A 25,185-nucleotide genomic window follows, 5' to 3' on the forward strand; every position below is an offset into this window, starting at 1 on the left:
CGTGTCAGGCCGCTCCGACGGGCTGCCCCGCCGTGAGCACCAGCCCGTCGGGCCCGCGGTCGACGTGGACCGTGCCCCCGTCGACGACCTCGCCGGCGATCAGCATCCGCGCGAGCGCGTCGCCGATGGCGGACTGGATCAGGCGGCGCAGCGGCCGGGCGCCGTACGCCGGGTCGTAGCCGGTGTCGGCCAGCCAGCGCTTGGCCTCGTCGGTGACCTCGATGCTGATCCGGCGGACGGCGAGCCGCTTCTCCAGCAGCGCGAGCTGCAGGTCGACGATCCTGGTGAGGTCCTCGAGGGTCAGCGCGTCGAAGGTGACGATCTCGTCGAGCCGGTTGATGAACTCCGGCTTGAACGTCGCGCGGACCACCGCCATCACCGACTCGCGCCGCTTCTCGGGGTCGAGGAGCGGGTCGACCAGGAAGGCGGAGCCCAGGTTGCTGGTGAGCACCAGGATGGTGTTCCGGAAGTCGACCGTGCGGCCCTGGCCGTCGGTGAGCCGACCGTCGTCGAGCACCTGCAGCAGGATGTCGAAGACCTCGGGGTGGGCCTTCTCGACCTCGTCGAGCAGCACCACGGAGTACGGCCGGCGGCGCACCGCCTCGGTCAGCTGGCCGCCCTCGTCGTACCCGACGTAGCCGGGAGGGGCGCCGACGAGCCGGGCGACCGAGTGCTTCTCGGAGTACTCGCTCATGTCGATGCGGACGATCGCGCGCTCGTCGTCGAAGAGGAAGTCGGCCAGCGCCTTGGCCAGCTCGGTCTTGCCGGTGCCGGTGGGGCCGAGGAACAGGAACGAGCCGGTGGGCCGGTTGGGGTCGGCGATGCCGGCCCGCGACCGGCGTACGGCGTCGCTCACCGCGGTCACGGCGGCCCGCTGCCCGATCAGGCGCTGGCCGAGCTCGTCCTCCATCCGCAGCAGCTTGGCGGTCTCGCCCTGCAGCATCCGGCCGGTGGGGATGCCGGTCCAGGCCTCGACGACCTCGGCGATCTCCTCCGCCCCGACCTCGTCGCCGACGAGGGGCTCGACGTCGTCCTTCTCGGCGCTCGTGGACGCCTCGATCTGCCGCTCGAGCTCGGGGATCCGGCCGTAGAGGATCTCGCTGGCCTTGCCGAGGTCACCCTCGCGCTGGAGCCGCTCGGCCTCGATCCGCAGCTGGTCGAGCTGACGGCGCAGCTCGCCCTCGCCCTCCAGCGAGCCCTTCTCGCGCTCCCAGCGCGCCTCGAGCCCGCGCAGCTCCTCCTCGTGGTCGGCGAGGTCGGCGCGGAGCCGCTCCAGCCGGTCGCGCGAGGCCGGGTCGTTCTCCTTCTCGAGCGCGAACTGCTCCATCTTGAGCCGGTCGACCTGGCGGCGGAGCTGGTCGATCTCCTCGGGGGAGGACTCGATCTCCATCCGCAGCCGGGAGGCGGCCTCGTCGACGAGGTCGATCGCCTTGTCCGGCAGCTGCCGCCCGGTGATGTAGCGGTCGGAGAGGGTCGCGGCCGCGACCAGCGCGGAGTCGGTGATCCGGACGCCGTGGTGGGCCTCGTACTTCTCCTGGATCCCGCGCAGGATCTGGACGGTGTCCTCGACGCTGGGCTCGCCGACGAAGACCTGCTGGAAGCGGCGCTCCAGCGCGGGGTCCTTCTCGATCCGCTCGCGGTACTCGTCGAGGGTGGTGGCGCCGACCAGGTGCAGCTCGCCCCGCGCCAGCATCGGCTTGAGCATGTTGCCGGCGTCCATGGCGGAGTCGCCGCCGGCGCCCGCGCCGACGACGGTGTGCAGCTCGTCGATGAAGGTGATGATCTGGCCGCCGGCGTCCTTGATCTCCTCGAGGACGGCCTTGAGCCGCTCCTCGAACTCGCCGCGGTACTTCGCGCCGGCGACCATCGCCGCCAGGTCGAGGCTGAGCACCCGGCGGCCCTTGAGCGAGTCGGGCACGTCGCCGGCGACCACCCGCTGGGCGAGCCCCTCGACGACCGCGGTCTTGCCGACGCCGGGCTCGCCGATGAGCACCGGGTTGTTCTTGGTGCGGCGGCTGAGGACCTGGACCACGCGGCGGATCTCGGCGTCGCGGCCGATGACCGGGTCCAGGCGGCCCTCCTCGGCGGCGGCGGTGAGGTCCACGGAGTACTTCTCCAGCGCCTCGTACGTCGACTCGGCGTCCTCGCTGGTGACCCGGCGGTTGCCGCGGACCGAGACCAGGCCCTCCCGCAGCACCTCCTCGGTCAGGCCGGCGTCGAGCAGCACCTTGCGGGCCGGGCTCTCGACGCTCGCGAGCGCGATCAGCAGGTGCTCGGTGGCGACGTACTCGTCGTTCATGCCGCGCGCGAGCTCCATGGACTTGGCGAGCACGCGGGTCAGGGCGGCCGAGGCGGCGGGCTGCTGGACGGTCGCGCCGCTCGCGGTCGGCAGGGCGTCGCGCACGGCGGCGGCCTCGCGCACCAGCGCCGTGGCGTCCGCCCCGGCGCGGGTGACCAGCGCCGCGGTGGTGCCGCCCTCCTGGAGCAGCAGCGCCACCAGCAGGTGGGCGGGCTCGGTGGTGGAGTTGCCGGCCGTCGTCGCGGCGAGCTGCGCGGCCTCGATCGCCTCGCGGCTGCGGGTCGTGAACTTGTCGGCACCGAACTGGCTCATCGTCTCTCCTGTGGTCGTGCTTCCTCGCAGGACGGGTTCCCCGTCCACCTCTTCAACGTGCCAAGAGTTGAGTCTGTTCCACTCAACTCTGTGAGTCTAGGAGAACACCGGGCACGGCCCGGCGGGACCACCGGCACGGCACAATGGCCGCATGCCCGTGACCCGAGGATTCTTCGGCCGGCGCGACCGGCGCGAGCGCAGCCACCGGCTGCCGCCGGGGCAGTACGACGCCGGCGCCGACTGGCCGGTCCTGACCGCCGAGGCGACGCCCGTCATCCGCCCCGAGGACCACACGATGACCGTCGACGGGCTCGTCGAGCGGCCGACGACCTGGTCCTGGCCCGAGCTGCAGGCGCTGCCCGGGTCGTCGTACGCCGGGGACATCCACTGCGTCACCACCTGGTCGAAGCTCGGCACCCGGTTCGCCGGCGTCAGCGTGGACACCCTGCTCGAGGCCGCCGGCCCGCGCCCGGAGGCGGCGTACGTGATGGCGCACTCGACCACCGGCTACACCACCAACCTCCCGCTGGCCGACGTCACCGGCGGGCGGGCGTGGGTGGTCTGGGAGCACGAGGGCCGGCCGCTGCCGGTCGAGCACGGCGGGCCCGCCCGGCTGCTGGTGCCGCACCTGTACTTCTGGAAGTCCGCCAAGTGGGTCACCCGGCTGGAGCTGATGGCCCGCGACCGGCCCGGGTTCTGGGAGCAGAACGGCTACCACGACCGCGGCGACCCCTGGCTGGAGCAGCGCTACCAGGGCGACCCGTGACCACTGCTCCCGCCGGACCCTGGACCACCGGCCGGATCGCCGAGGTCGAGCGGCCCACCGACCGGCTGGTGCGGCTGCGGCTCGAGGTCGCCGACCGCGTCGACCACCTCCCGGGGCAGCACTACGTGGTCCGGCTGCGGGCGCCCGACGGCTACACCGCGCAGCGCTCGTACTCGGTCGCCTCCGACCCCGTCGACCCGCTGCTGGAGCTGATGGTCGAGTGCCTGCCCGACGGCGAGGTGTCCTCGTTCCTGCACGACGAGGCCCGGGTCGGGGACGTCCTGGAGCTGCGCGGCCCGATCGGCGGCTGGTTCACCTGGACCGGCGAGGTGCCGGCCATCGGGATCGCGGGCGGCTCCGGCGTGGTGCCCCTCGTCGCGATGCTGCGGTACGCCGACCGGCTCGGGCTCGCGGACCGGCTGCGGGTCGTCGCCGTCGGCCGGACGTACGCCGACCTGCCGTACGCCGCGGAGCTGGAGCGGCGCGGCGCGTTCCTGGCGCTCACCCGGGAGAACCACCACGACCGGGTGGCGCACCCGCCGTACCCCGACGAGCTCGCGCCGCTGGTCGACGGCGTGGAGCGGGCCTACGTCTGCGGGTCGGTCGGGTTCGCGTCGTTCGCGACCCGGCTGCTGGGCGAGGTGGGCGTCCTCGCCCGGACGATCCGGGTCGAGCAGTTCGGCGCGACCGGGTGACCGCTACGGTCTGCCCATGACCAGGGACCGTGAGACCGCCGAGGCCGAGCTCGTCTGGGGCACCGCGCAGCGACTGTGGGAGGAGACCGGCGCGCCGGTCACCGACACCACCATCGCCCACGAGAGCGGCATCGAGCTGGCGACGGTCCGCGAGTGGCTCGACCAGGCCGCCCTGCGGCTCGAAGTCACCCGGGACGGCGAGTCCCGCACCGTCCTCGCCCCGGTGCGCTGACCTCGCCCCTCGACCGGCGGCGTCAGCGGCCCCGGCGCCAGACCACGAGCGACTGCCCGGGGTCGGGACGGCGGAGCACGGGGAGCTTGCTGGGCGGGGCCTCGGCACGCCGGGCGGTCAGCGCCCGGCGCAGGGCGTCGCGGGTGGCGTCGAGCTCGGCCGCCAGCTCGCGGTTGCGCGCGGTGAGCGCCTCGACCCGGCTCTGCAGGTCGAGCACCCGGCGCACCCCCTCGATGCCGATGCCGGCCGAGGTGAGCTCGGAGATCTCCCGGAGCCGCTCGATGTCGCGCTGGGAGTAGCGCCGGCCGCCGCCCCCGGTGCGGCCCGGGGTGATCAGCCCGAGCCGCTCGTAGGTGCGCAGCGTCTGCGGGTGCAGCCCGCTGAGCTCGGCCGCCACGCTGATCACGAACACCGCGGCGTCCGGGCCGGGGCTCTCGAACGGGCGGCGCGGCATCAGGACCCGGCCTGCTCGAACAGGTTGGCCCGCAGCGGCGTGCCGGCCATCGCCTCCCGGTAGGCCTCGACGGCGGCCCGCGCCCGCTCCTGCAGGTGCGCGGGGACCTGCACCTTGACGGTGGCGAGCAGGTCGCCCCGGGTGCCGTCGGCGCGCGTCGAGCCCTTGCCGCGCACCCGGAAGGTGCGCCCGTCGGGCGTGCCAGCCGGCAGCTTGAGGGTCACCGGCGCCCCGCCGAGGGTGGGGATCTTCACCTCGGCGCCGAGCGCGAGCTCGTCGAAGGAGACCGGGACGTCGAGGGTCAGGTGGTCGTCCTTGCGGCCGAAGAGCCGGTGCGGGGTGACCTTGACGGTGATGTAGAGGTCGCCCGCGGGACCGCCGTTCTCCCCCGGCGCACCCTTGCCCCGCAGCCGGATCCGCTGCCCGTCCTTGACCCCGGCGGGGATCCGCGCCTGGATGGTGCGCGCGGACGACCCCCGGCCGGACCCGCCGCAGACCGGGCAGGGCTCGTCGTAGATCAGCTGCCGGCCGCCGCAGGTCGGGCAGGTCTCGTTCATCGAGAACCCGCCGCCGACCGACGCGACGACGTAGCCGGCGCCCTCGCACTCGGGGCACACCCGCGGCTTGGTGCCGGGCTTGCCACCGGTGCCGGAGCACTCCGAGCACGCGGCCTCGGAGGTCAGCCGCAGCGAGATCGTGACGCCGTCCATGGCGTCGGTGAAGCTGATCGTCGCCGTGCTCTCGACGTCCTGGCCCTTCTGGGCCCGGCGGGGCTGCTGCCGGCGGCCGCCGAAGCCGCCGCCGGCACCCCCGCCGAAGAGGTCGCCGAACATGTCGCCGAACCCGCCACCGCCGCCACCGGCGCGCTCGCGCAGCAGGTCCTCGAGGTTGAAGCCGCCGCCCCCGCCGGCCCCCGGGCGGAAGCCGCCCGGGCCGTGCAGGGACCGCAGCTCGTCGTACTTCTTGCGCTTGGCGGGGTCGCCCACCACGTCGTACGCCTCGGCGACCGCCTTGAACTTCTCGTGCTTGGCGGTGTCACCGGGGTGGGAGTCGGGGTGGTTGGCCCGCGCCAGCCGGCGGTAGGCCTTCTTGATCTCGTCGGCGGGGGCGTCCTTCTTGACACCCAGCTCCCCGTAGAAGTCCTTCTGGACCCAGTCGGCCCGGAAGCCGTCGTCGGTGCTCACGCGCGCACCCTCCTCTCCCTCGTCCTCGTACGTCGTCCGCTCACTCGCCGGCGGGTCACTCGCCGGCGGGCTCCGCCGGGTCGACCACCAGCACCTGCGCGGCCCGGAACACCCGGTCGCCGATGCGGTAGCCGGACTTGGCGATCACCTTGCAGGTGGTCACCGTGACCTCGGGGTCCTGGCCGATGTGGCTGAGCGCCTCGTGCAGGGCCGGGTCGAACGGGTCGCCCGGCGCGCCGAACTTGGTCAGCCCCAGCCCGGCGACGGCGCGCTCGAGCTGGTCGGCGACGGAGCGGAACCCGTCCTCGAGGGGGGCGTGCTTGCGGGCCCGGTCGATGGTGTCGAGCACCTCGGTGATCGGCGCGAGCGCGGCGTACGTCGCGTTCTGCTTGACCAGGTCGCGGTCGCGGTCGACCCGCCGCTTGTAGTTGAGGAACTCCGCCTGCAGTCGCTGCAGGTCGGCGGTCCGCTCCGCCAGCGCGGTCTCCAGCCGGGTGACCTCGTCGACCCCGCCGGCCTCGTCGACCAGCTCGGCCGGCGAGTCGGGGACGGCGGAGTCCGCCGCGTCCGCGGCCTCGACCTGCTCCTCGGCGACGGACCCCTCGGGGGCAGGAGCCGTCGGCTCCTGCCCCTCCGGTGCGACCTGCTCCTCGCGGGGCTCGGTCACTTGGTGCCGTCCTCGCCGGTCGTGCCCTCGGGCGCGTCGTCGACGATCTCGGCGTCGACGACGTCGTCGTCGGCCTCGCCCGTCGCGCCGGTGGCGCCGCCCGCAGCGGCCGAGTCGGCCTCGGCGGCGGCGTACATGGCCGCGCCCATCTTCTGGCTGGACTCACCCAGCTTGGTGATGCCGGCCTGCAGCTCCTCGGCGGAGGCCTCGGAGTTCTCCAGCGTGACCTTCAGCGCGTCGACGTCGGCCTGCACCTCGGTCTTCACGTCGTCCGGGATCTTCTCGCCGTTGTCGGCGAGGAACTTCTCGGTCGTGTAGACGAGCTGGTCGGCCTGGTTGCGAGCCTCGACCGCGGCCCGACGGCGAGCGTCCTCCTCGGCGTACTGCTCGGCCTCCTTGACCATCCGGTCGATGTCGTCCTTGCTCAGCGCCGAGCCGCCGGAGATCGTCATCGACTGCTCCTTGCCGGAGGCCTGGTCCTTGGCGTGGACCTGGACGATGCCGTTGGCGTCGATGTCGAAGGTGACCTCGATCTTCGGCACGCCGCGGGGAGCCGGCGGGAGCCCGGTCAGCTCGAAGTTGCCGAGCGGCTGGTTCTGCGCCCACATCTGGCGCTCGCCCTGGGCGACCTTGATCTCGACCGACGGCTGGTTGTCGTCCGCGGTTGTGAAGATCTCCGAGCGCTTGGTCGGGATCGTGGTGTTGCGCTCGATCAGCGTGGTCATCACGCCGCCCTTGGTCTCGATGCCGAGCGAGAGCGGGGTGACGTCGAGCAGCAGCACGTCCTTGACCTCGCCCTTGAGGACGCCGGCCTGGAGGGCGGCGCCGATGGCGACGACCTCGTCGGGGTTGACGCCCTTGTTGGGCTCCTTGCCACCGAGCAGGTCCTTGACGACCTCGCTCACGGCGGGCATCCGGGTCGAGCCGCCGACCAGCACGACGTGGTCGATCGCGGAGATGGGGACCCCGGCGTCCTTGAGGACGTTCTGGAAGGGGCCCTTGGTGCGGTCGAGCAGGTCGGCGGTCAACTTCTGGAACTCGCTGCGGGTGAGCTTCTCCTCGAAGTGCAGCGGGCCGGACTCGCCGTGGGTGATGTAGGGCAGGTGGATCGTGGTCTCCGAGGAGGAGGACAGCTCGATCTTCGCCTTCTCGGCGGCCTCCTGGAGGCGCTGCTTGGCGATCTTGTCGGCCCCGAGGTCGACGCCGTTGCCGTCCTTGAACTTCTTGATCATCCACTCCACGACGCGGGCGTCCCAGTCGTCACCACCGAGGTGGTTGTCGCCGGAGGTCGCCTTGACCTCCACGACGCCCTCGCCGATCTCCAGCAGCGAGACGTCGAAGGTGCCGCCGCCGAGGTCGAAGACGAGGATCGTCTGGTCGTCGCCCTTGTCGAGGCCATAGGCCAGCGCGGCCGCGGTCGGCTCGTTGACGATCCGGCTCACGTTGAGGCCCGCGATCTCGCCGGCCTCCTTGGTGGCCTGGCGCTGGGCGTCGGAGAAGTACGCCGGGACGGTGATCACCGCGTCGGTGACCGGCTCGCCGAGGTAGGCCTCGGCGTCCCGCTTGAGCTTCTGCAGCACGAACGCGCTGATCTGCTGCGGGGTGAAGTCCTTGCCGTCGATGGACTGCTTCCAGTCGGTGCCCATGTGGCGCTTGACCGAGCGGATGGTCCGGTCGACGTTGGTCACGGCCTGACGCTTCGCGACCTCGCCGACCAGCACCTCGCCGGACTTGGCGAACGCGACGACGGACGGGGTGGTGCGGGCGCCCTCCGCGTTCGCGATGACGGTGGGTTCGCCACCTTCGAGGACCGCGACGACGCTGTTCGTCGTACCGAGATCGATGCCGACCGCACGTGCCATGGTTGTTCTACCTCCGTGTTGGGGACTGCTGTGGTGACTGCGGGACAGGTCCAGCGGACCGATCCTGCGCCGCTGCGACGAGTCAAGCAAACAAGTTGAGTGCTCTCAACTCAAGTTTGCTCATAGGGGTCAACGGAGGGCGGGCCCGACTTGTTCCCGGGCCGGGCGGGGCTCTCGGCGAGGAACCGGCGCCGCGCCCGGAGGTCGCGCTCCACCGCGGCCGCGGCCGTCCGCAACAGCTCGGCCACCTCGGCGTGCCGCGCGCCGATCCGGAAGGTCGGGCCGGAGACCCCGAGGGCGGCGACCACGGCCCCCTCCGTGCCGCGCACCGGCACCGCGACGCCGTCGAGCCCGTCCTCCAGCTCGCCGCGGGTGACCGCGTAGCCCCGTTCGCGGGTGCGGTCCAGCTCGACGTCCAGGTCGGCATGGGTCGCCACCGACGACGGCGTGCGGACCTCGAGGCGGCCCGACGGGCGTCGTACCGCCCCCCAGGCGAGCAGCACCTTGCCGAGCGAGGAGCAGTGGCTCGGGACGTCGACGCCGACCCAGCTGACCGAGCCGAGGACGTAGCGGGCGTCGACCTGGTCGACGTGCACGACCCGGGAGCCGCGGGCGACCGCGAGGTTGACCGTCTCCCCCGTGGCCGCGGCGACGCCCTCGAGGTGGACGTGGGCGACCCGGGCCAGCTCCTCGACCCGGTCGAAGCGGGCGGCGTAGTCGGCGAACAGCCGGCCCCCGCGGTAGCCCGCGCCCTCGCGCTCCACCAGGCCGCCGCGCTCCAGGGCGCCGAGCAGCCGGGAGACCGTCGAGCGGGCGAGGCCGCTCGCGGCCACCAGCTCGGAGTACGACGGCGCCGCGTCGGCCTGCACGACGAGGCGCAGCAGCTCGGCGGCGCGGTCCACGGACTGGGTGCCGGTCATGCCCACATGGTAGATCAGGTGTTCCACATCATGGAACTGTTGTCGGCCACCGCCGTCACTGTCCTCGCAGGTCAGAGCGCCTGTGGGCAGCCCTGTTTCGGCCAGGTGAAATCGCGAACAGATCTCCGCGATGGCGTTGACAGGACTCCGCGCCGGCCGCACGCTCGTGTCATGCAGCACGTGTGCGCCCTGGCCGACGTCCCCACGGACGAGGGCCTGCGGATCGCCTCGGTCACGCCGCCGATCGCGGTCTTCCGCACCGAGGACGGCGAGGTCTTCGCCCTCGACGACACCTGCACCCACCAGGACGCCTCGCTCGCCGACGGCTGGGTCGAGGACTGCTGGGTGGAGTGCCCCCTGCACGGGTCCCGCTTCCACCTGCGCACCGGCGCCGTCGACGCACCGCCGGCCAAGCTGCCGGTCCGGACGCACCGCGTCGAGGTCCGCGACGGCGAGGTCTGGGTGGCCCTGTCCCTGCCTGACCTCCAGCCTGACCTCCAGGGAGTCCCCGATGAGCACTGACGCTCCGCCGGCCGCGAGCCTGATCCCGACCCTGCCCGGCTCGGCGTACGTCGACCCGGCCGTCTTCGACGCCGAGTGCGAGCGGATCTTCGAGGAGCTGTGGTTCTGCGCGGCCCGGGAGAGCGACCTGCCGAAGCCCGGCGCGTTCCGCACCGTCCAGGTCGGCCGCGAGTCGATCCTGCTGACCCGCTCGCGCCGCGGCGAGGTGCGGGCCTTCTACAACGTCTGCCGCCACCGCGGCGCGCGGATCTGCACCGAGGAGTCCGGCGAACGGGCCCGGTCCTTCCAGTGCTCCTACCACGCCTGGACCTACGACTTCGACGGCAAGCTGATCGCCGCCCCGAACCTCACCAAGATGCCCGACGTCGACCGGGACGAGCGTGGCCTGCACGCCGTCCACGTGCGCTCCTGGCTGGGCTACGTGTGGGTCTCGCTGGCCGAGTCGCCCCCGTCGTTCGAGGGCACCGTGCAGCGGGAGGTCGTCGACCGGCTCGGCACCCTCGACAACATCGCCGGGTACGACGTCGCGAACCTCGCCGTCGGCCGCCGGATCGTCTACGACGTCGCGGCCAACTGGAAGCTCATCGTCGAGAACTTCATGGAGTGCTACCACTGCGCGACGATCCACCCCGAGCTCACCGAGGTGCTGCCGGAGTTCGCCGACGGGCTGGCCGCGCAGTACTTCGTCGACCACGGCGCGGAGTTCGGCGCGGACGTCTCCGGCTTCACCGTCGACGGCTCCGCGGGCTTCGGCGTGATCCCGGGGCTGGCCGAGGACCGCGACCGGAAGTACTACGCGATCACCGTCAAGCCGCAGGTCTTCGTCAACCTGGTCCCCGACCACGTGATCTTCCACCGGATGTACCCGATGGCCGCCGACCGGACCGTCGTCGAGTGCGACTGGCTCTACCTCCCCGACGTCGTCGACTCCGGCCGCGACGTCACCGCCTCCGTCGAGCTCTTCCACCGGGTCAACAGCCAGGACTTCGAGGCCTGCGAGCGCACCCAGCCCGCCATGTCCTCGAAGCTGTACGCCGCCGGCGGCGTCCTGGTCCCCGCCGAGCACCACATCGCCGACTTCCACGACTGGGTCACGACGAAGCTGGCGTGATCGGAGTCCCCGGCGCACCTGGTACGCCGGCGGCTCCGGCGTCCGCGGCGAGGTCGCAGGTCGGTCCACACGCCGACGCCTGCCCCTGCCATCCCCTGCTCTGGAGGACCCGCGCCAGGCGCACGGCGGTGGCGCAGGGCCGCTCGTACACCTGCCACCAGCGCAGGCGCACGGTGATCCGGTCCGCGGCGAGGTCGTCCAGGTCCCGATCGGCGTCGCGCCCGCTCGCGACCCACGAGTCGTGCCCGGTCGCACCGTCCAGCTCGATGACGACCCCGAGTGCGACGTGCTCCAGGTCGCGGTACTCCGAACGGCCCGCGACCCGGCGTACGACCTGGTGGTCCGCGACGGGGAGGCCGTGGGGTCGCGCGACCCGCTCGAGGTAGCCGCGCTCCAGCACCGAGCAGGCGCCGGCGGCGAGATCCGCCAGCACGTCGCCGATGAACGCCCGCCGGCGCAGTCGGGGCCGGGCCTCGGACGCCTGCCGTAGTCGCTCGGGCGTCGTCCGTCGGGCGTTGACCTCGTCGGTGAGCACCCGGACGACCTCCACCTCGCTCCTCGCCCGGTGGGCGAGCTCCAGTGCGTTGTGCTCGGGTCGCAGCCTCGGTGGCGACGCGGTCCACCGCACCTTGTCCGCCAGAGCGACGACCCGATGGACACGGACGCCGGGGAGGGGAGCCACCCGCCTCGACTCGTCGATGGCCAGGTGGATCGGCCCGGCCTCGTCCGGCGTCGGAGCCGCCGACCCGAGGCACAACGCCGCCGGGCCGGCTGCAAGCGTGGCCGCCCACGCCCGCTGGAGCCAGGTCAGCGCACCGGTGTGGTCGACGAAGACGGACCGACCTACCGCAACGAGCTCCCGTCGGCGGACCAGGCGCTCGACGTCGTGCTTCGCCGCGCCCAGCTCACGGAGCTGGCGGCGCGTGACGACTCCCGACTGGGCGCGGAGCACCCGAGCGAGTCCGTCCCTGTCCAGAGCCATGCGGCACAGCCTGGCGCCGCACCGTCCGACCCGCATCCGCCCGGCGCCGGCCTGTGGAGGAGCGCGGAGCCTCCGACGTACCGGGCGCTCCGGAGACTCCGTTCTGTCCACGGAGTGCGCCGGGGCGGCTCCTCAGTCGAAGACGATGACGCGGGAGCGGTCCAGGAGCAGGCGGGACTCGGTGTGCCAGCGGACGGCCCGGGCGAGGACGCGGGCCTCGACGTCGCGGCCGGCCTGCACCATCTCCTCGGGGGTGGGGCGATGGTCGATGCGGATGACGTCCTGCTCGATGATCGGGCCCTCGTCGAGGTCGGCGGTGACGTAGTGGGCGGTGGCGCCGATCAGCTTCACGCCGCGCTCGTGGGCCTGGTGGTAGGGCTTGGCGCCCTTGAAGCTCGGCAGGAACGAGTGGTGGATGTTGATGATCCGGCCGTCGAGCTTGGCGCAGGTCTCGTCGGAGAGCACCTGCATGTAGCGGGCCAGGACCACCAGGTCGACCCGTTCGGACTCCACCAGCTCCAGCAGCCGCGCCTCGGCGTCGGCCTTGGTGTCCGGCGTGACCGGGACGTGGTGGAAGGGGACGTCGTACGTCGAGGTCAGCCGCTCGAAGTCGCGGTGGTTGGAGACCACCCCCGCGATGTCGACGTTCAGCGCGCCGGTGCTGTGCCGGAACAGCAGGTCGTTGAGGCAGTGCCCGAAGCGCGAGACCATGATCAGCGTGCGGTACGGCGCGTCCGCGGCCACCAGCTGCCACGACATCGCGTGGGCCTGGGCGATCGCGACGAAGGAGCCGCGCAGCGACGCGACGTCGACGCCCTCGGCGCGGAACTCCACCCGCATGAAGAACCGGCCGTTGACCGGGTTGTCGAACTGCTGGGAGTCGGTGATGTCGCCGCGGTGGGCCACGACCCAGCCGGCGACGGCGTGCACCAGGCCGACGTGGTTGTCGCAGGCGAGCGTGAGCACGTAGCGGTCCGGACCGGCTCTCATGCTGCCAGCCTGACCGAGGCGTTGCGCCCCTCGCAAGTCGTTGCGTAGTGTGCAACGACATGGGCACCGTGCAGTCCGTGGACCGGGCACTGAGGATCCTCGACATCCTGGCACGCGACGGCGAGGCCGGGGTCACCGAGATCGCCGGCCACCTGGGCGTGCACAAGTCCACCGTGTCCCGGCTCATCGACTCCCTCGAGGAGCGTGACCTCGTCGAGCAGCTCGACGGGCGCGGCAAGTACCGGCTCGGCATCGGCATCCTGCGCCTCGCCGGGGCCACGACGGCCCGGCTCGACGTGGTCCAGGAGGCCCGCTCGGTCGCCAAGGCGCTGGCGGCGAGCACGGCCGAGACCGTCAACATCGCGGTCCTCTCCGAGGGCGCCGCGCTGTACGTCGACCAGGTGGCCACCGCCGGCGCGCCCCAGTCGCACAACTGGGTGGGCCAGCGGATCCCGCTGCACGCGACCTCCAACGGCAAGGTGCTGCTCGCCGGCCTCAGCGACACCGAGGCGCGGGCGACCCTCGGCCGCACGCTGGCGTCGTACACCGCGAACACCGTCACCGACCCGGCCGCCCTGGTCGCCCAGCTCGCCGAGGTCCGCGAGCAGGGGTACGCGGTGGTCGTCGACGAGCTGGAGCACGGCCTCAGCGCCGTGGCGGCGCCGATCCGCAACGCCCACGGCGACGTGGTCGCGTCGTTCTCGGTCTCCGGGCCGACCTTCCGCTTCGGCGGCCCCGAGCTCGCGAAGGCCACCGAGGCCGTGGTCGAGCACGCACGGGAGGTGTCGCACCGGCTGGGCTGGCAGGAGGCGCCGCCGGGGTCCAGAACGTTCCACCACCGTGATTCCCGTGAAACGTAAGGTTGCTTATAATGCTACTTGTTGCGTCATCCGCAACACCGAGCAGAGGGCGGACTGTGGCCGATCTGTTTGTCGACGGGACCTGGCGCGAGGCGCTGGGCGGAGGCACGCGGGAGATCCGCTGCCCCGCTGACGCCCGCCCGGTGCGCGTGGTCAGCGAGGGCGCGGCCGCGGACGTCGACGTCGCGGTGACCGCGGCCCGCCGGGCCTTCGATACCGGCCCGTGGCCGCGGACCCCGGCGCCCGAGCGGAGCGCGCTGCTGCACCGGGTCGCCGACCTGCTCGAGCGCGACGTCGCCGAGGTGGCTCGCCGCGAGTCCCTCGACACCGGCAAGCGCCTGGTCGAGTCGGAGTACGACGTCGCCGACGTCGTCAGCGTCTTCCGCCACTTCGCGGGGCTCGCGGGCGCCGAGGCCGGCCGGGTCGTCGACACCGGCCGCAGCGACGTGATCAGCAAGGTGGTCCACGAGCCGGTCGGCGTCTGCGCGCTGATCACGCCGTGGAACTACCCCCTCCTGCAGACCGCCTGGAAGGTCGCCCCGTGCCTGGCGACCGGCAACACGTTCGTCCTCAAGCCGAGCGAGCTCACCCCCAGCACCGCGCTGTGGCTGATGGACGCCCTGAGCGAGGCCGGGCTGCCCGCCGGTGTCGCCAACCTGGTCCTCGGTGACGGCGCCGGCGTCGGCGCACCGTTGACCGAGCACCCGGGGGTCGACCTGGTCTCCTTCACCGGCGGCCTCTCCACCGGCAAGAGGGTGATGGCCGCCGCGTCCGGCACGGTCAAGCGGATCGCCCTGGAGCTCGGCGGCAAGAACCCCAACATCGTCTTCGCCGACGCCGACCTCGAGGTCGCGCTCGACCTGGCCCTGGCCGCGGTCTTCCTGCACTCCGGCCAGGTCTGCTCGGCCGGCGCCCGGCTGCTGGTCGAGGAGAGCGTCCACGACGACTTCGTCGCGCAGCTCGTCGAGCGCGCGGGCCGGATCCGGCTCGGCGGGCCGTTCGACGACGCGGCCCAGTCCGGTCCGCTGATCAGCGCTGCCCACCGCGAGAAGGTCGAGGCGTACGTCGCCGCCGGGCTCGCCGAGGGCGCCCGGCTGCTGCTCGGCGGCGAACGGCCCGAGGGGCCGGCGTACGAGCAGGGCTTCTACTACCGGCCCACGATCCTGGGCGACTGCCACAGCGGCATGAGCGTGGTGCAGGAGGAGTCGTTCGGCCCGGTGCTGACGATCGAGACCTTCCGCGGGGACACGGCCGAGGAGGTCGAGGACGCCGCGGTCCGGCTCGCCAACGACAGCATCTACGGCCTCGCCGGAGCGGTGTGGACCCAGGACGCCGGGCGCGCGGAGCGGGTCGCCGCCCGGCTGCGGATGGGCACGGTGTGGATCAACGACTACCACCCGTACGTCGCCCAGGCCGAGTGGGGCGGCTACAAGCAGTCCGGCATCGGCCGCGAGCTCGGGTCGGGGGGACTGGCGGAGTACCGCGAGACCAAGCACGTCTGGCACAACGTCAAGCCGGTCGCCCAGAATTGGTTCGGCTGATGCAGCCGGCGTACGACGTCGTGATCGTGGGCGGTGGGTCCGCCGGCTCGGTGCTGGCCAACCGGCTCAGCGCCGATGGCACCACCCGCGTGCTCGTGCTCGAGGCCGGCCGCAGCGACGTCCGGCTGGACCCGTTCATCCACATGCCGGCCGCGCTGCCGTTCCCGATCGGGAACCCGCTCTACGACTGGCGCTACCGCTCGGAGCCCGAGCCGCACCTCGACGGGCGGCGGATCTACCACGCGCGGGGCCGGGTGCTCGGCGGATCGAGCTCCATCAACGGGATGATCTTCCAGCGCGGCAACCCGCTCGACTTCGAGCGCTGGGCGGCCGACGCGGGGATGAAGGAGTGGGACTACGCCCACTGCCTGCCCTACTTCAAGCGCCTGGAGACCCGTCTTGTCGAGGACGGCCACGCCGGCGCCGACGCCTGGCGCGGCGGCTCCGGGCCGCTGGTGCTGGAGCGCGGGCCCGCGACCAACCCGCTGTTCGGGGCGTTCCTCGAGGCCGTGCAGCAGGCCGGCCACCCCCTGACCGACGACGTGAACGGCTACCGCCAGGAGGGCTTCGCGCCGTTCGACCGCAACGTCCACCGCGGTCGCCGGCTGAGCGCCGCGCGCGCCTACCTGCACCCCGTGCGCAAGCGGCCCAACCTCACCGTCGAGACCCTCGCGCAGGTCACCGGCCTGCGCACCCGGGGCTCGAGGGTCACCGGCGTCGACTACGTGCGCGGGGTGGGCCGGCGCGGCGTACGTCGTCGGGTCGACGCGGGTGAGGTGATCCTCTGCGGCGGCGCGATCAACTCCCCCCAGCTGCTGCTCCTCTCCGGCATCGGACCGGCCGCCGAGCTGGAGGCGCTCGGCATCCCCGTGCTCGCCGACCTGCCCGGCGTGGGCCGCAACCTGCAGGACCACCTCGAGGTCTACGTCCAGCACGCGAGCAAGCAGCCGGTCTCGATCGGTCCGTGGCTCCGGCACCGCCACAAGCCGCGGATCGGCGCGGAGTGGCTCTTCCTGCGCCGTGGCGTCGGGGCGTCCAACCACTTCGAGGCCGGTGGCTTCATCCGCTCCAACGAGCAGGTCGACTACCCCAACCTGATGTTCCACTTCCTGCCCATCGCCATCCGGTACGACGGGTCGCGGCCGGCCGCCGACCACGGCTACCAGGTGCACATCGGACCGATGTACTCCGACGTGCGCGGCAGCCTGACCCTGAAGAGCCGGGACCCGTTCGAGCACCCGGCGCTGCGGTTCAACTACCTCTCCACCGAGACCGACCGCCGCGAGTGGGTCGAGATGGTCCGGGCGGCGCGGCACATCCTCGAGCAGCCGGCGTTCGCGGCGTTCAGCGCGGGCGAGCTGTCGCCGGGACCGGACGTCCGGACCGACCAGGAGATCCTCGACTGGGTGGCCCGGGACGCGGAGACCGCGCTGCACCCCTCCTGCACGGCGCGGATGGGCATCGACGGCGACAGCGTGCTGGACCCGGGGTCGCTGCGGGTGCACGGCCTGGAGGGGCTGCGGGTCGTCGACGCCTCCGCGATGCCGTACGTCACCAACGGCAACATCTACGCACCTGTGATGATGCTGGCAGAGAAGGCGGCCGACCTGATCGCCGGCAACGAGCCGCTGGCGCCCCTGCACGTGCCGTTCTACCGCCACCGTGACGGATCACCGCTGCACCCGCCCGGGGACCCCCGCAACCGCACCGAGGAGCCCGCATGACCGAGCCCGCCCTGCGCGTCGACGGACTGTGGAAGATCTTCGGTCCGCGCGCGGAGAAGATCCTCGGCACCCCGGACGCCGACCTCGGCCGGACCGAGCTGAAGGCGAGGACGGGGTGCGTCGCCGCCGTCAAGGACGTGTCCTTCGAGGTCGCTCCCGGCGAGGTGTTCGTGGTCATGGGCCTCTCCGGCTCCGGCAAGTCCACGCTGGTGCGCTGCCTGACCCGGTTGATCGAGCCGACGGCCGGCGCGATCACCCTCGACGGGCGGGACGTCGTCGCGGCCTCCGAGGCCGAGCTGCGCGACCTGCGCCGCCACAAGGTCTCGATGGTCTTCCAGCACTTCGGCCTGCTGCCGCACCGGCAGGTCCTCGACAACGTCGCGTACGGCCTCGAGGTCCGCGGCGTCAAGAAGACCGCGCGGCACGCGAGGGCCCAGGAGCTGGTCGACCTGGTCGGCCTCACCGGCAACGAGCGCTCCTACCCCGACCAGCTCTCCGGCGGGATGCAGCAGCGGGTCGGCCTGGCCCGGGCGCTGGCCAACGACCCCTCGATCCTGCTCTTCGACGAGCCCTTCTCGGCGCTCGACCCGCTGATCCGCCGCGACATGCAGGACGAGGTCGTGCGCCTGCAGGCCGAGCTGCAGAAGACCGCCGTGTTCATCACCCACGACCTCAACGAGGCGCTGCGGCTCGGCGACCGGATCCTCATCATGCGCGACGGCGAGGTCGTCCAGGTCGGGACGCCGGCCGAGATCGTCGCCCGGCCGGCTGACGACTACGTCCGCGACTTCGTCAGCGACGTGCCGCGCTCGCACGTGCTCACGCTCGAGTACGTCATGCGCCCGCCCGAGCCGACCGACTCGCTCGAGGGCCCGGTGATGGCCCCCGACGTCGTCGTACGACAGGCGGCGCGCGCCGCGCTGGCCTCGGAGCATCCCGTCCAGGTGGTGCGCGACGGCGAGCTGGTCGGCATCGTCGACGACGACGCGATCCTGCGGGTCGTCGTCGCGGAGGAGGCCGTCACCGCATGACCTCCACGCTCGAGCGACCCGCTCCCCCGCGCACCGCGCCGCCCGCTCCGACCGAGCGGCGCTCCGTGCCGCGCTGGGTCTGGGCGCTCGGGGTGCTCGGCGTCTGGCTGGTCGTCTGGGCGTTCACCCAGGGTCAGGACACGCTCTCGCTGCCGGGTCGCGAGCACACCGACCTCCACGACTCGCTCACCGACTTCCGCGACACCGTGCTCGCCAGCCGCGACACCAACCCGCTGATCCAGCTGACCTACCAGCTGGGCGACTGGTTCACCTCGGTGGTCGACCGGGCCCAGCGGCTGGTCTCGATCCCCGACTACCCGCGCCCGGTCCCGCAGCTCGGCTGGCTCGGCGTGACCGCCCTGGCGGCCTGGGTCGGGCTGGCGCTCGGCGGCTGGCGGATCGCGGTCCTGGTGGCCGCGTCGTTCCTGTCCTTCGGCGCCTTCGGCTACTGGTCCGACGCGCTCGACCTGCTCATCGTCACGTTCGTCGCCGTCGCGGCCTCGGTGCTGATCGGGCTCCCGCTCGCGGTGCTCTACGGCACCGGCGGGCGGTCGGTCCGGGCGGTCATCACCGGCGTCCTGGACGCGATGCAGACGATGCCCACCTTCGTCTACCTGCTGCCGGTCGTGCTGTTCTTCGGCATCGGCGCCGCCGGGGCGGTGGTGTGCACGCTGGTCTACGCCCTGCCGCCCATCATCCGGATCGCGGGCCACGGGATCCGGTCGGTCTCCGGGACCACGATCGAGGCGACCGACTCCGTCGGCCAGACCCGGTGGCAGCGGCTCACCAAGGTCCAGCTCCCGATGGCCCGCGCGACCATCGTCGTCGGCCTCAACCAGACGATCATGGCGGCGCTCTCGATGGCGACCATCGCGTCGTACGTCGACGGGCCCGGGCTCGGGCAGCCGGTGCTCTCGGCACTCACCCGCCTCGACGTCGGTGGCGCGTTCGTGCCCGGGATGCTGATCGTGGTGATGGCCGTGATGCTCGACCGCACCACCACCGCGGCCAGCGAGCGCCCCGAGAAGCTCGCCCGGGCGGGCGCCGACCCGCGCCTGCGGCGCATCGTGCTCGCCGTCGCGGCGGTCGGTGCCGCCGTCGCCGTGTGGGCCTCGCGCTACTTCCCCTCGGCCGCGGAGTTCCCCGAGCTGACGTGGGGCCGCACCGTCGCCGACGGCGTCGACCGCTTCTTCACCTGGTTCCTCGACACCTTCGGCGGTGCGACGCAGGCCTTCAAGGACGCGATCAGCACCGTCCTGCTGAACCCGCTGCAGGCGCTCCTCGGCGAGTCGCCGTGGTGGCTCGCCGGCGCCGCGATCCTCGCCCTGGCTGCCGTCTTCGGTGGCCGGCGCGCCCTGCTCCCGACCGTGCTCTGCCTGGCCGGCATCCGGTTCCTCGACCTGTGGCACGACACCATGCTCACCTTGACGATGACCCTGGTCGGCACCCTGCTGGTCGTCGTCCTGGCCGTGGTGCTGGGGGTCTGGATGGCCCGCAGCCACCGGGTCGACGTGGCCCTGCGACCGCTGCTCGACGCCGGCCAGACCATCCCCCCGTTCGTCTACCTGATCCCGGTGCTGGCGCTCTTCGGGACCTCCCGCTTCACCGCGATCGTGGCGGGCGTCGTGTACGCCGCCCCGGTCGCCGTCAAGCTCGTCGCCGACGGGGTCAAGGCCGTCTCGCCGACCACCCTCGAGGCGTCGCGGTCGACGGGCGCGACGACCTGGCAGGAGATCACCAAGGTGCAGCTGCCGATGGCGCGCGGCTCCCTCGTGCTTGCCGCCAACCAGGGCCTGCTCTACGTGCTGGCCATGGTCGTCATCGGCGGCCTCGTCGGCGCCCAGGCCCTCGGCTACGACGTCGTCCTCGGCTTCTCCCGCTCCGAGGAGTGGGGGAAGGGCGCGGCCGCCGGGCTCAGCATCGTGCTGCTCGGGATCATGATCGACCGGATCGCCCGGGCCTCGGCCCGCGACGTCTAGTCATACCCAGTCACTCGGGAGAGACGTGACCACGCGACACCAACCCAGCAAGGAGAAGAAATTGCGGAAGTCAGGAAAGCGGGTGGCCGGCCTCGCCTCGGTTGCCGCGTGCGTGACCCTCACCCTCGCCGGCTGCGGCGGCAGCTCGATCGACGACGAGACGAAGGCCAACGAGTCACAGCCCGACGGCGGTGACTGCGGGGACCTCAACCTCGCGGTCAACCCGTGGGTCGGCTTCGAGGCCGACGCCTACGTCGTCGGGCACGTCGCGGAGGCCGAGCTGGGCTGCAAGGTCAACTACCGCGAGCTGAAGGAGGACGTCTCCTGGCAGGGCTTCGGGACCGGGCAGGTCGACGTGGTCATCGAGGACTGGGGCCACCCGGACCTCGAGAAGAAGTTCTTCGAGGGGACCGGCGACGGCAGCGCGACCGACTTCGGCCCGACCGGCAACGTCGGCGTCATCGGCTGGTACGTCCCGGCGTGGCTCGCCGAGGAGCACCCCGACATCCTGGAGTGGGAGAACCTCAACAAGTACGCCGAGGAGTTCGCCACCTCCGAGTCCGGCGACCAGGGCCAGTTCCTCGGCGCCGACCCGTCGTTCGTGCAGTTCGACGAGGCGATCGCCAGCAACCTCGACCTCGACTTCAAGGTCGTCTTCTCCGGCAGCGAGGCCGCCAGCATCACGGCGTTCCAGCAGGCCGAGAAGAACAAGGAGTTCCTGATCGGCTACTTCTACGAGCCGCAGTGGCTCTTCGCCGAGGTGGACCTCGCCAAGGTCGCGCTGCCGCCGTACGAGGAGGGCTGCCAGGACGACCCGGCGAAGGTCGCCTGCGACTACCCCGAGACCGAGCTGAAGAAGATCGTCTCCACCTCGTGGGTGGAGGAGGACAGCCCGGCGGTCGGCCTGGTCCAGAACTTCCAGTGGACCAACGACGACCAGAACCTGGTCGCGAAGTACATCTCCCAGGACGGCATGTCCGCCGAGGACGCCGCCGCCAAGTGGGTCGAGGACAACCCCGACAAGGTCGAGGCCTGGCTGGCCTGAGCTCACGCCCTCGCTGGTTGAGCAGCGAAGGACGAAGTCCTGAGCGTTGTCGAAACCCCCGCAGCCCACCCGCGATGTCGGGCTACGGGGGTTTCGACACGGTTGCTAGCGCAACCTGCTCAACCACCGGTGCCGGTGGTTGAGCAGCGAAGGACGAAGTCCTGAGCGTTGTCGAAACCCCCGTAGCCCACGTGCGACGTCGGGCTGCGGGGGTTTCGACACGGTTGCTAGCGCAACCTGCTCAACCGCCAGTACCGGTGCTAGCGCAACCTGCTCGACCACCGGTAGGCTTGTTGCACATCGTGATCTTGGTTGCGCACAGCGCAACTGATCGGAGGGCGTCGTGGGCGGACCCAAGGTCGTCGTGATCGGGGCCGGCGTGGTGGGGGCGGCGCTGGCCGACGAGCTCACCGAGCGCGGGTGGACCGACGTGACGGTGGTCGACGCGGGCCCGATCCCGCACACCGGAGGCTCCTCGACCCATGCGCCCGGGCTGGTCTTCCAGACCAACGGATCGCGGATGATGACCGAGCTGGCGACGTACACGGTCGAGAAGCTGGTCTCGCTGTCCACCGACGAGGGGCCGTGCTTCCTCCAGGTCGGCGGCCTCGAGGTCGCCACCAGCCCCGACCGGCTCCGGGAGCTGCACCGGCGAGCCGGCTGGCTGGCCGCCCACGGCGTACCTGCCCGGATCCTGACCCCCGCGGAGTGCGTCGCGCAGCACGACCTGCTCGACCCGGCGGTCGTGCTCGGCGGCCTGCTCACCCCCACCGACGGGCTCGCCAAGGCGGTCCGCGCGGTCGACGCGCAGACCCGCCGGGCGGCCGAGCGGGGCGCGACGCTGCGCCCCGGCACCGAGGTGCTGGACGTGCTCGTCGAGGACGGTCGGGTCGTCGGGGTCGAGACGAGCGCAGGCCACATCGACGCCGAGGTCGTGGTCTGCTGCGCCGGAATCTGGGGGCAGAAGATCGCCGCCATGGTCGGCCTCGACCTGCCGCTGACCCCGCTGGAGCACCAGCTGGTGCGCACCACCCCGGTGCCGGCGCTGGCCGGCCAGACCGAGGAGGTACGCCGGCCGATCCTGCGCCACCAGGGCGCGGACCTCTACTACCGCGACGACCACGACCGCCAGGTGATCGGCTCCTACGCGCACCGCCCGATCCCGGTCGCGGTCGCGGACTTCGACGACTGGGGCGGACCCGTGATGCCCAGCGTCCGGCCGTTCACCCCCGACGACTTCGAGGGCCCGTGGAAGGACTCGCAGGCGCTGCTGCCGGCCCTGGCCGAGTCGGGCGTCGAGTCGGGCATCAACGGGATGTTCTCCTTCACCACCGACGGCGCCCCGCTGATCGGCGAGAGCCCGGACGTCGCGGGCTTCTGGGTCGCCGAGGCGGTCTGGGTGACCCACTCCGCCGGCGTCGGGCGCGCGGTGGCCGAGCTGCTGGTCGACGGCGTCCCGACCACCGACCTGCACGAGGCGGCCCTGGGCCGCTTCGAGGCACACCAGCGCGGGCCGGCGTACGTCCTCGAGCGCGACCAGCAGAACTTCGCCGAGGTGTACGACGTCCTGCACCCGCTCCAGCCGATGGCGTCGCCGCGACCGCTGCGGCTCTCGCCGTTCCACCGCCGCCAGGAGGAGCTCGGCGCCTACTTCCTCGAGGCGAACGGCTGGGAGCGACCGCAGTGGTACGCCGCCAACGCCTCGCTGCTGGACGAGTACACCGTCCCCACCCCCGGCGACTGGGCGAGCCGCTACTGGTCCCCGATCGCCGGCGCGGAGGCGCTCGCGACCCGCGAGCGGGTGGCGATGTACGACATGACCGCGCTGAAGCGGATCGAGGTGGCCGGCCGCGGCGCGACCGACTTCCTGCAGGGCCTGGTGACCGGCAACGTGGCGACCTCGGTCGGCAGCGTGACGTACTGCCTGCTGCTCGACCCGCGCGGCCGGATCCGCAGCGACGTGACGGTGGCCCGGCTGAGCGCGCCGCCCGGCCAGCAGCGCTACCAGGTGGGCGCGAACGGCAACCTCGACCTCGCCTACCTCCAGGAGCGGGCGCCGGCCGACGTGTTCGTCCACGACCTCACGCCCGGCACCTGCTGCGTCGGGCTGTGGGGCCCGCGGGCGCGCGAGGTGGTCCAGAGCGTGTCCACCGACGACTGGTCGAACGACGGCGTGAAGTACTTCCGCGGCATCGAGGCGCACGTCGGGATGGTGCCGGTGACCGCGCTGCGGCTCTCCTACGTCGGCGAGCTCGGCTGGGAGCTCTACACGACCGCCGACCTGGGCCAGAAGCTCTGGGACACCCTCTGGGCGGCCGGGCAGGAGCACGGGATCGTCGCGGGCGGCCGGGCCGCGTTCACCAGCCTGAGGCTGGAGAAGGGGTACCGCTCCTTCGGCGCCGACATGACGTGGGACCACACGCCCGCCGAGGCCGGGCTGTCGTTCGCGGTCAAGACGGCCAAGGAGGCGTTCGTCGGCAAGTCCGCGCTGGCGGCGCTGGGCGAGCCCACGAGGAAGCTGGTCTGCCTCACCTCCCCCGACCCGCAGGCGGTCGTGATGGGCAAGGAGCCGGTCCTCCACGGGGGCGAGCCGGTCGGCCACGTCACCAGCGCCGCCTGGGGCTTCACCGTCGAGCGGGCGATCGCCTACGCGTGGGTGCCGGCCGGGCTGAGCACGCCCGGCACCGAGGTCGAGGTCGGCTACTTCGACCAGCGGCTGCCGTACGTCGTCACCGAGGAGCCGCTCTTCGACCCGGCGATGACCAGGCTGCGCGGATGAGGCCCGCCCCTCGGCTCCCCGAGCATCCCGACTTCCTCTGGTCGGACGCCCCGCCGAAGAAGGCCTACGACGTCGTGGTCGTCGGCGGTGGCGGGCACGGCCTGGCGACGGCGTACCACCTCGCCAAGGACCACGGCATCACCGACGTGGCGGTCCTGGAGAAGGGCTGGCTGGCCGGCGGCAACATGGCCCGCAACACCACGATCATCCGCTCCAACTACCTCTGGGACGAGAGCGCCGGCATCTACGAGCACTCCCTGAGGCTGTGGGAGACGCTGGAGGAGGAGCTCGGGACGTCGGTGCTGTTCAGCCAGCGCGGCGTGCTCAACCTCGCCCACAGCCTCCCCGACATCCGCGAGGGAAAGCGCCGGGTCAACGCCAACCAGCTCAACGGCCTGGACGCGCAGTGGCTGACGCCGGAGGAGATCGGCCGGCTCGTCCCGATCCTCGACGTCACCGACCGGCCGCGGCACCCGGTGCTCGGCGGCACCTTCCAGCCGCGCGCCGGCATCGCCAAGCACGACCACGTCGCCTGGGGCTACGCCCGGGCCGCGCACGCGCTCGGCGTCGACATCATCCAGGGCTGCGAGGTCGGCGGCTTCGTGACCGACGGCGACCGGGTCACCGCCGTCGAGACCTCCCGCGGCCGGATCGGGCTGGGCCGGCTCGCCCTGTGCGCGGCCGGGCACTCCTCCGTGCTGGCCGACCTGCTCGGCGTCCGGCTCCCCGTGCAGAGCCACCCGCTGCAGGCGCTGGTCTCCGAGCTGCTGGAGCCGGTGCTGGACACGGTCGTGATGTCGAACGCCGTGCACGTCTACGTCTCCCAGGCGCACAAGGGCGAGCTGGTGATGGGCGCCGGCGTGGACCCGCAGGTCGGCTACGGCCAGCGCGGGTCCTTCCACGTGATCCAGGACCAGATGGCCGCGGCCGTCGAGCTGTTCCCGATCTTCGCGCGCGCCCACGTGCTGCGCACCTGGGCCGGCATCGTCGACGTCACCCCCGACGCCTCGCCGATCATCGGGCACCTGGACGGGTGGGCGAACGCCTACCTCAACTGCGGCTGGGGCACCGGCGGCTTCAAGGCCACGCCCGGGGTCGGGTCGGTGTACGCCGCCACGGTCGCCCGCGAGCACCCCCACCCGCTGGCCGAGCCGTTCGCGCTGGACCGCTTCGTCACCGGCCGGCTGATCGACGAGCACGGCGCGGCCGCGGTGGCGCACTGATGAAGGC

At 72.4% G+C, this 25,185-nt stretch carries 21 protein-coding genes; 13 read left to right on the forward strand and 8 right to left on the reverse strand.

All coding sequences use genetic code 11. The annotated features are described in order from the left end of the window. Positions 1 to 4: 4 nt before the first annotated feature. Positions 5 to 2,611: an ATP-dependent chaperone ClpB gene (clpB, locus tag H4O22_RS18880; RefSeq protein WP_182524841.1), complete on the reverse strand. Its 2,607-nt coding sequence runs from the start codon at positions 2,609 to 2,611 to the stop codon at positions 5 to 7. A gap of 151 nt (positions 2,612 to 2,762) precedes the next feature. Here clpB and H4O22_RS18885 point away from each other — a divergent pair, with 151 nt between their 5' ends. Genes H4O22_RS18885 through H4O22_RS18895 form a run of 3 tightly spaced genes read left to right on the forward strand, consistent with a single transcriptional unit; the run spans position 2,763 to position 4,304 of the window. Next, positions 2,763 to 3,377 carry a sulfite oxidase-like oxidoreductase gene (locus tag H4O22_RS18885; protein ID WP_182524842.1) on the forward strand — a complete coding sequence of 205 codons (615 nt, stop codon included), beginning with the start codon at positions 2,763 to 2,765 and terminating at the stop codon, positions 3,375 to 3,377. Then, the gene (locus H4O22_RS18890) at positions 3,374 to 4,072 is read left to right on the forward strand and encodes an FAD-binding oxidoreductase (protein WP_182524843.1); all 699 of its coding nucleotides are present in this window, start codon (positions 3,374 to 3,376) and stop codon (positions 4,070 to 4,072) included. The genes H4O22_RS18885 and H4O22_RS18890 overlap by 4 nt, the downstream gene beginning before the upstream one ends. Positions 4,073 to 4,088: 16 nt before the next feature. Next, complete coding sequence (locus H4O22_RS18895) at positions 4,089 to 4,304, forward strand: hypothetical protein (protein ID WP_182524844.1); 216 nt, start codon at positions 4,089 to 4,091, stop codon at positions 4,302 to 4,304. 22 nt (positions 4,305 to 4,326) lie between these two features. On the opposite strand, the gene H4O22_RS18900 is transcribed toward H4O22_RS18895, so the two are convergent. The 5 genes from H4O22_RS18900 to H4O22_RS18920 form a co-directional block, all read right to left on the reverse strand. Then, positions 4,327 to 4,758 (reverse strand): heat shock protein transcriptional repressor HspR, encoded by a 432-nt coding sequence (locus H4O22_RS18900; protein ID WP_182524845.1) that lies wholly within the window; start codon positions 4,756 to 4,758, stop codon positions 4,327 to 4,329. Next, positions 4,758 to 5,942: a molecular chaperone DnaJ gene (gene dnaJ, locus H4O22_RS18905; protein WP_182524846.1), complete on the reverse strand. Its 1,185-nt coding sequence runs from the start codon at positions 5,940 to 5,942 to the stop codon at positions 4,758 to 4,760. The genes H4O22_RS18900 and dnaJ overlap by 1 nt, the downstream gene beginning before the upstream one ends. Before the next feature lie 55 nt (positions 5,943 to 5,997). Then, positions 5,998 to 6,609 (reverse strand): nucleotide exchange factor GrpE, encoded by a 612-nt coding sequence (grpE, locus tag H4O22_RS18910; protein WP_182524847.1) that lies wholly within the window; start codon positions 6,607 to 6,609, stop codon positions 5,998 to 6,000. Then, complete coding sequence (gene dnaK / locus H4O22_RS18915) at positions 6,606 to 8,471, reverse strand: molecular chaperone DnaK (RefSeq protein ID WP_182524848.1); 1,866 nt, start codon at positions 8,469 to 8,471, stop codon at positions 6,606 to 6,608. Before dnaK ends, grpE begins: the two co-directional genes overlap by 4 nt. Before the next feature lie 110 nt (positions 8,472 to 8,581). After that, positions 8,582 to 9,391 (reverse strand): IclR family transcriptional regulator, encoded by an 810-nt coding sequence (locus H4O22_RS18920; RefSeq protein WP_182524849.1) that lies wholly within the window; start codon positions 9,389 to 9,391, stop codon positions 8,582 to 8,584. Between the two features lie 171 nt (positions 9,392 to 9,562). Between H4O22_RS18920 and H4O22_RS18925 the strand changes: the two genes are divergently transcribed. Continuing rightward, a complete protein-coding gene (locus H4O22_RS18925) occupies positions 9,563 to 9,913 on the forward strand; it encodes a bifunctional 3-phenylpropionate/cinnamic acid dioxygenase ferredoxin subunit (protein WP_182524850.1) in 351 nt (116 codons plus the stop codon). Then, the gene (locus H4O22_RS18930; protein WP_182524851.1) at positions 9,903 to 11,024 is read left to right on the forward strand and encodes an aromatic ring-hydroxylating oxygenase subunit alpha; all 1,122 of its coding nucleotides are present in this window, start codon (positions 9,903 to 9,905) and stop codon (positions 11,022 to 11,024) included. The genes H4O22_RS18925 and H4O22_RS18930 overlap by 11 nt, the downstream gene beginning before the upstream one ends. Here the strand turns inward: H4O22_RS18930 and H4O22_RS18935 are convergent. Beyond that, on the reverse strand, positions 11,005 to 12,006 hold the full coding sequence (locus tag H4O22_RS18935; protein ID WP_182524852.1) for a type IV toxin-antitoxin system AbiEi family antitoxin domain-containing protein: 1,002 nt from the start codon (positions 12,004 to 12,006) through the stop codon (positions 11,005 to 11,007). The genes H4O22_RS18930 and H4O22_RS18935 overlap by 20 nt on opposite strands. Before the next feature lie 132 nt (positions 12,007 to 12,138). After that, a complete protein-coding gene (purU, locus tag H4O22_RS18940) occupies positions 12,139 to 12,996 on the reverse strand; it encodes a formyltetrahydrofolate deformylase (protein WP_182524853.1) in 858 nt (285 codons plus the stop codon). Positions 12,997 to 13,055: 59 nt separating this feature from the next. Here purU and H4O22_RS18945 point away from each other — a divergent pair, with 59 nt between their 5' ends. From H4O22_RS18945 to H4O22_RS18980, 8 genes are all read left to right on the forward strand, one after another. After that, entirely contained in the window at positions 13,056 to 13,856 is an 801-nt protein-coding gene (locus tag H4O22_RS18945) for an IclR family transcriptional regulator (protein WP_182524854.1), read from the forward strand. 56 nt (positions 13,857 to 13,912) lie between these two features. Then, positions 13,913 to 15,397, forward strand: coding sequence for an aldehyde dehydrogenase family protein (locus H4O22_RS18950; protein ID WP_182524855.1), 1,485 nt, complete (start codon positions 13,913 to 13,915; stop codon positions 15,395 to 15,397). After that, entirely contained in the window at positions 15,397 to 17,121 is a 1,725-nt protein-coding gene (gene betA, locus H4O22_RS18955) for a choline dehydrogenase (RefSeq protein WP_182524856.1), read from the forward strand. The genes H4O22_RS18950 and betA overlap by 1 nt, the downstream gene beginning before the upstream one ends. Then, a complete protein-coding gene (locus tag H4O22_RS18960; RefSeq protein ID WP_182524857.1) occupies positions 17,118 to 18,152 on the forward strand; it encodes a quaternary amine ABC transporter ATP-binding protein in 1,035 nt (344 codons plus the stop codon). Before betA ends, H4O22_RS18960 begins: the two co-directional genes overlap by 4 nt. Further along, entirely contained in the window at positions 18,149 to 20,131 is a 1,983-nt protein-coding gene (locus H4O22_RS18965; protein ID WP_182524858.1) for an ABC transporter permease, read from the forward strand. Before H4O22_RS18960 ends, H4O22_RS18965 begins: the two co-directional genes overlap by 4 nt. Positions 20,132 to 20,192: 61 nt before the next feature. Further along, on the forward strand, positions 20,193 to 21,176 hold the full coding sequence (locus H4O22_RS18970) for an ABC transporter substrate-binding protein (RefSeq protein WP_227466048.1): 984 nt from the start codon (positions 20,193 to 20,195) through the stop codon (positions 21,174 to 21,176). Positions 21,177 to 21,519: 343 nt separating this feature from the next. Further along, positions 21,520 to 23,955, forward strand: coding sequence for a GcvT family protein (locus H4O22_RS18975; RefSeq protein WP_182524859.1), 2,436 nt, complete (start codon positions 21,520 to 21,522; stop codon positions 23,953 to 23,955). Further along, on the forward strand, positions 23,952 to 25,178 hold the full coding sequence (locus H4O22_RS18980) for a sarcosine oxidase subunit beta family protein (RefSeq protein WP_182524860.1): 1,227 nt from the start codon (positions 23,952 to 23,954) through the stop codon (positions 25,176 to 25,178). The genes H4O22_RS18975 and H4O22_RS18980 overlap by 4 nt, the downstream gene beginning before the upstream one ends. The last annotated feature ends 7 nt before the right edge of the window (positions 25,179 to 25,185 follow it).

This window comes from Nocardioides dongkuii (genome assembly GCF_014127485.1).
In the GTDB taxonomy this organism is placed as follows: domain Bacteria; phylum Actinomycetota; class Actinomycetes; order Propionibacteriales; family Nocardioidaceae; genus Nocardioides; species Nocardioides dongkuii.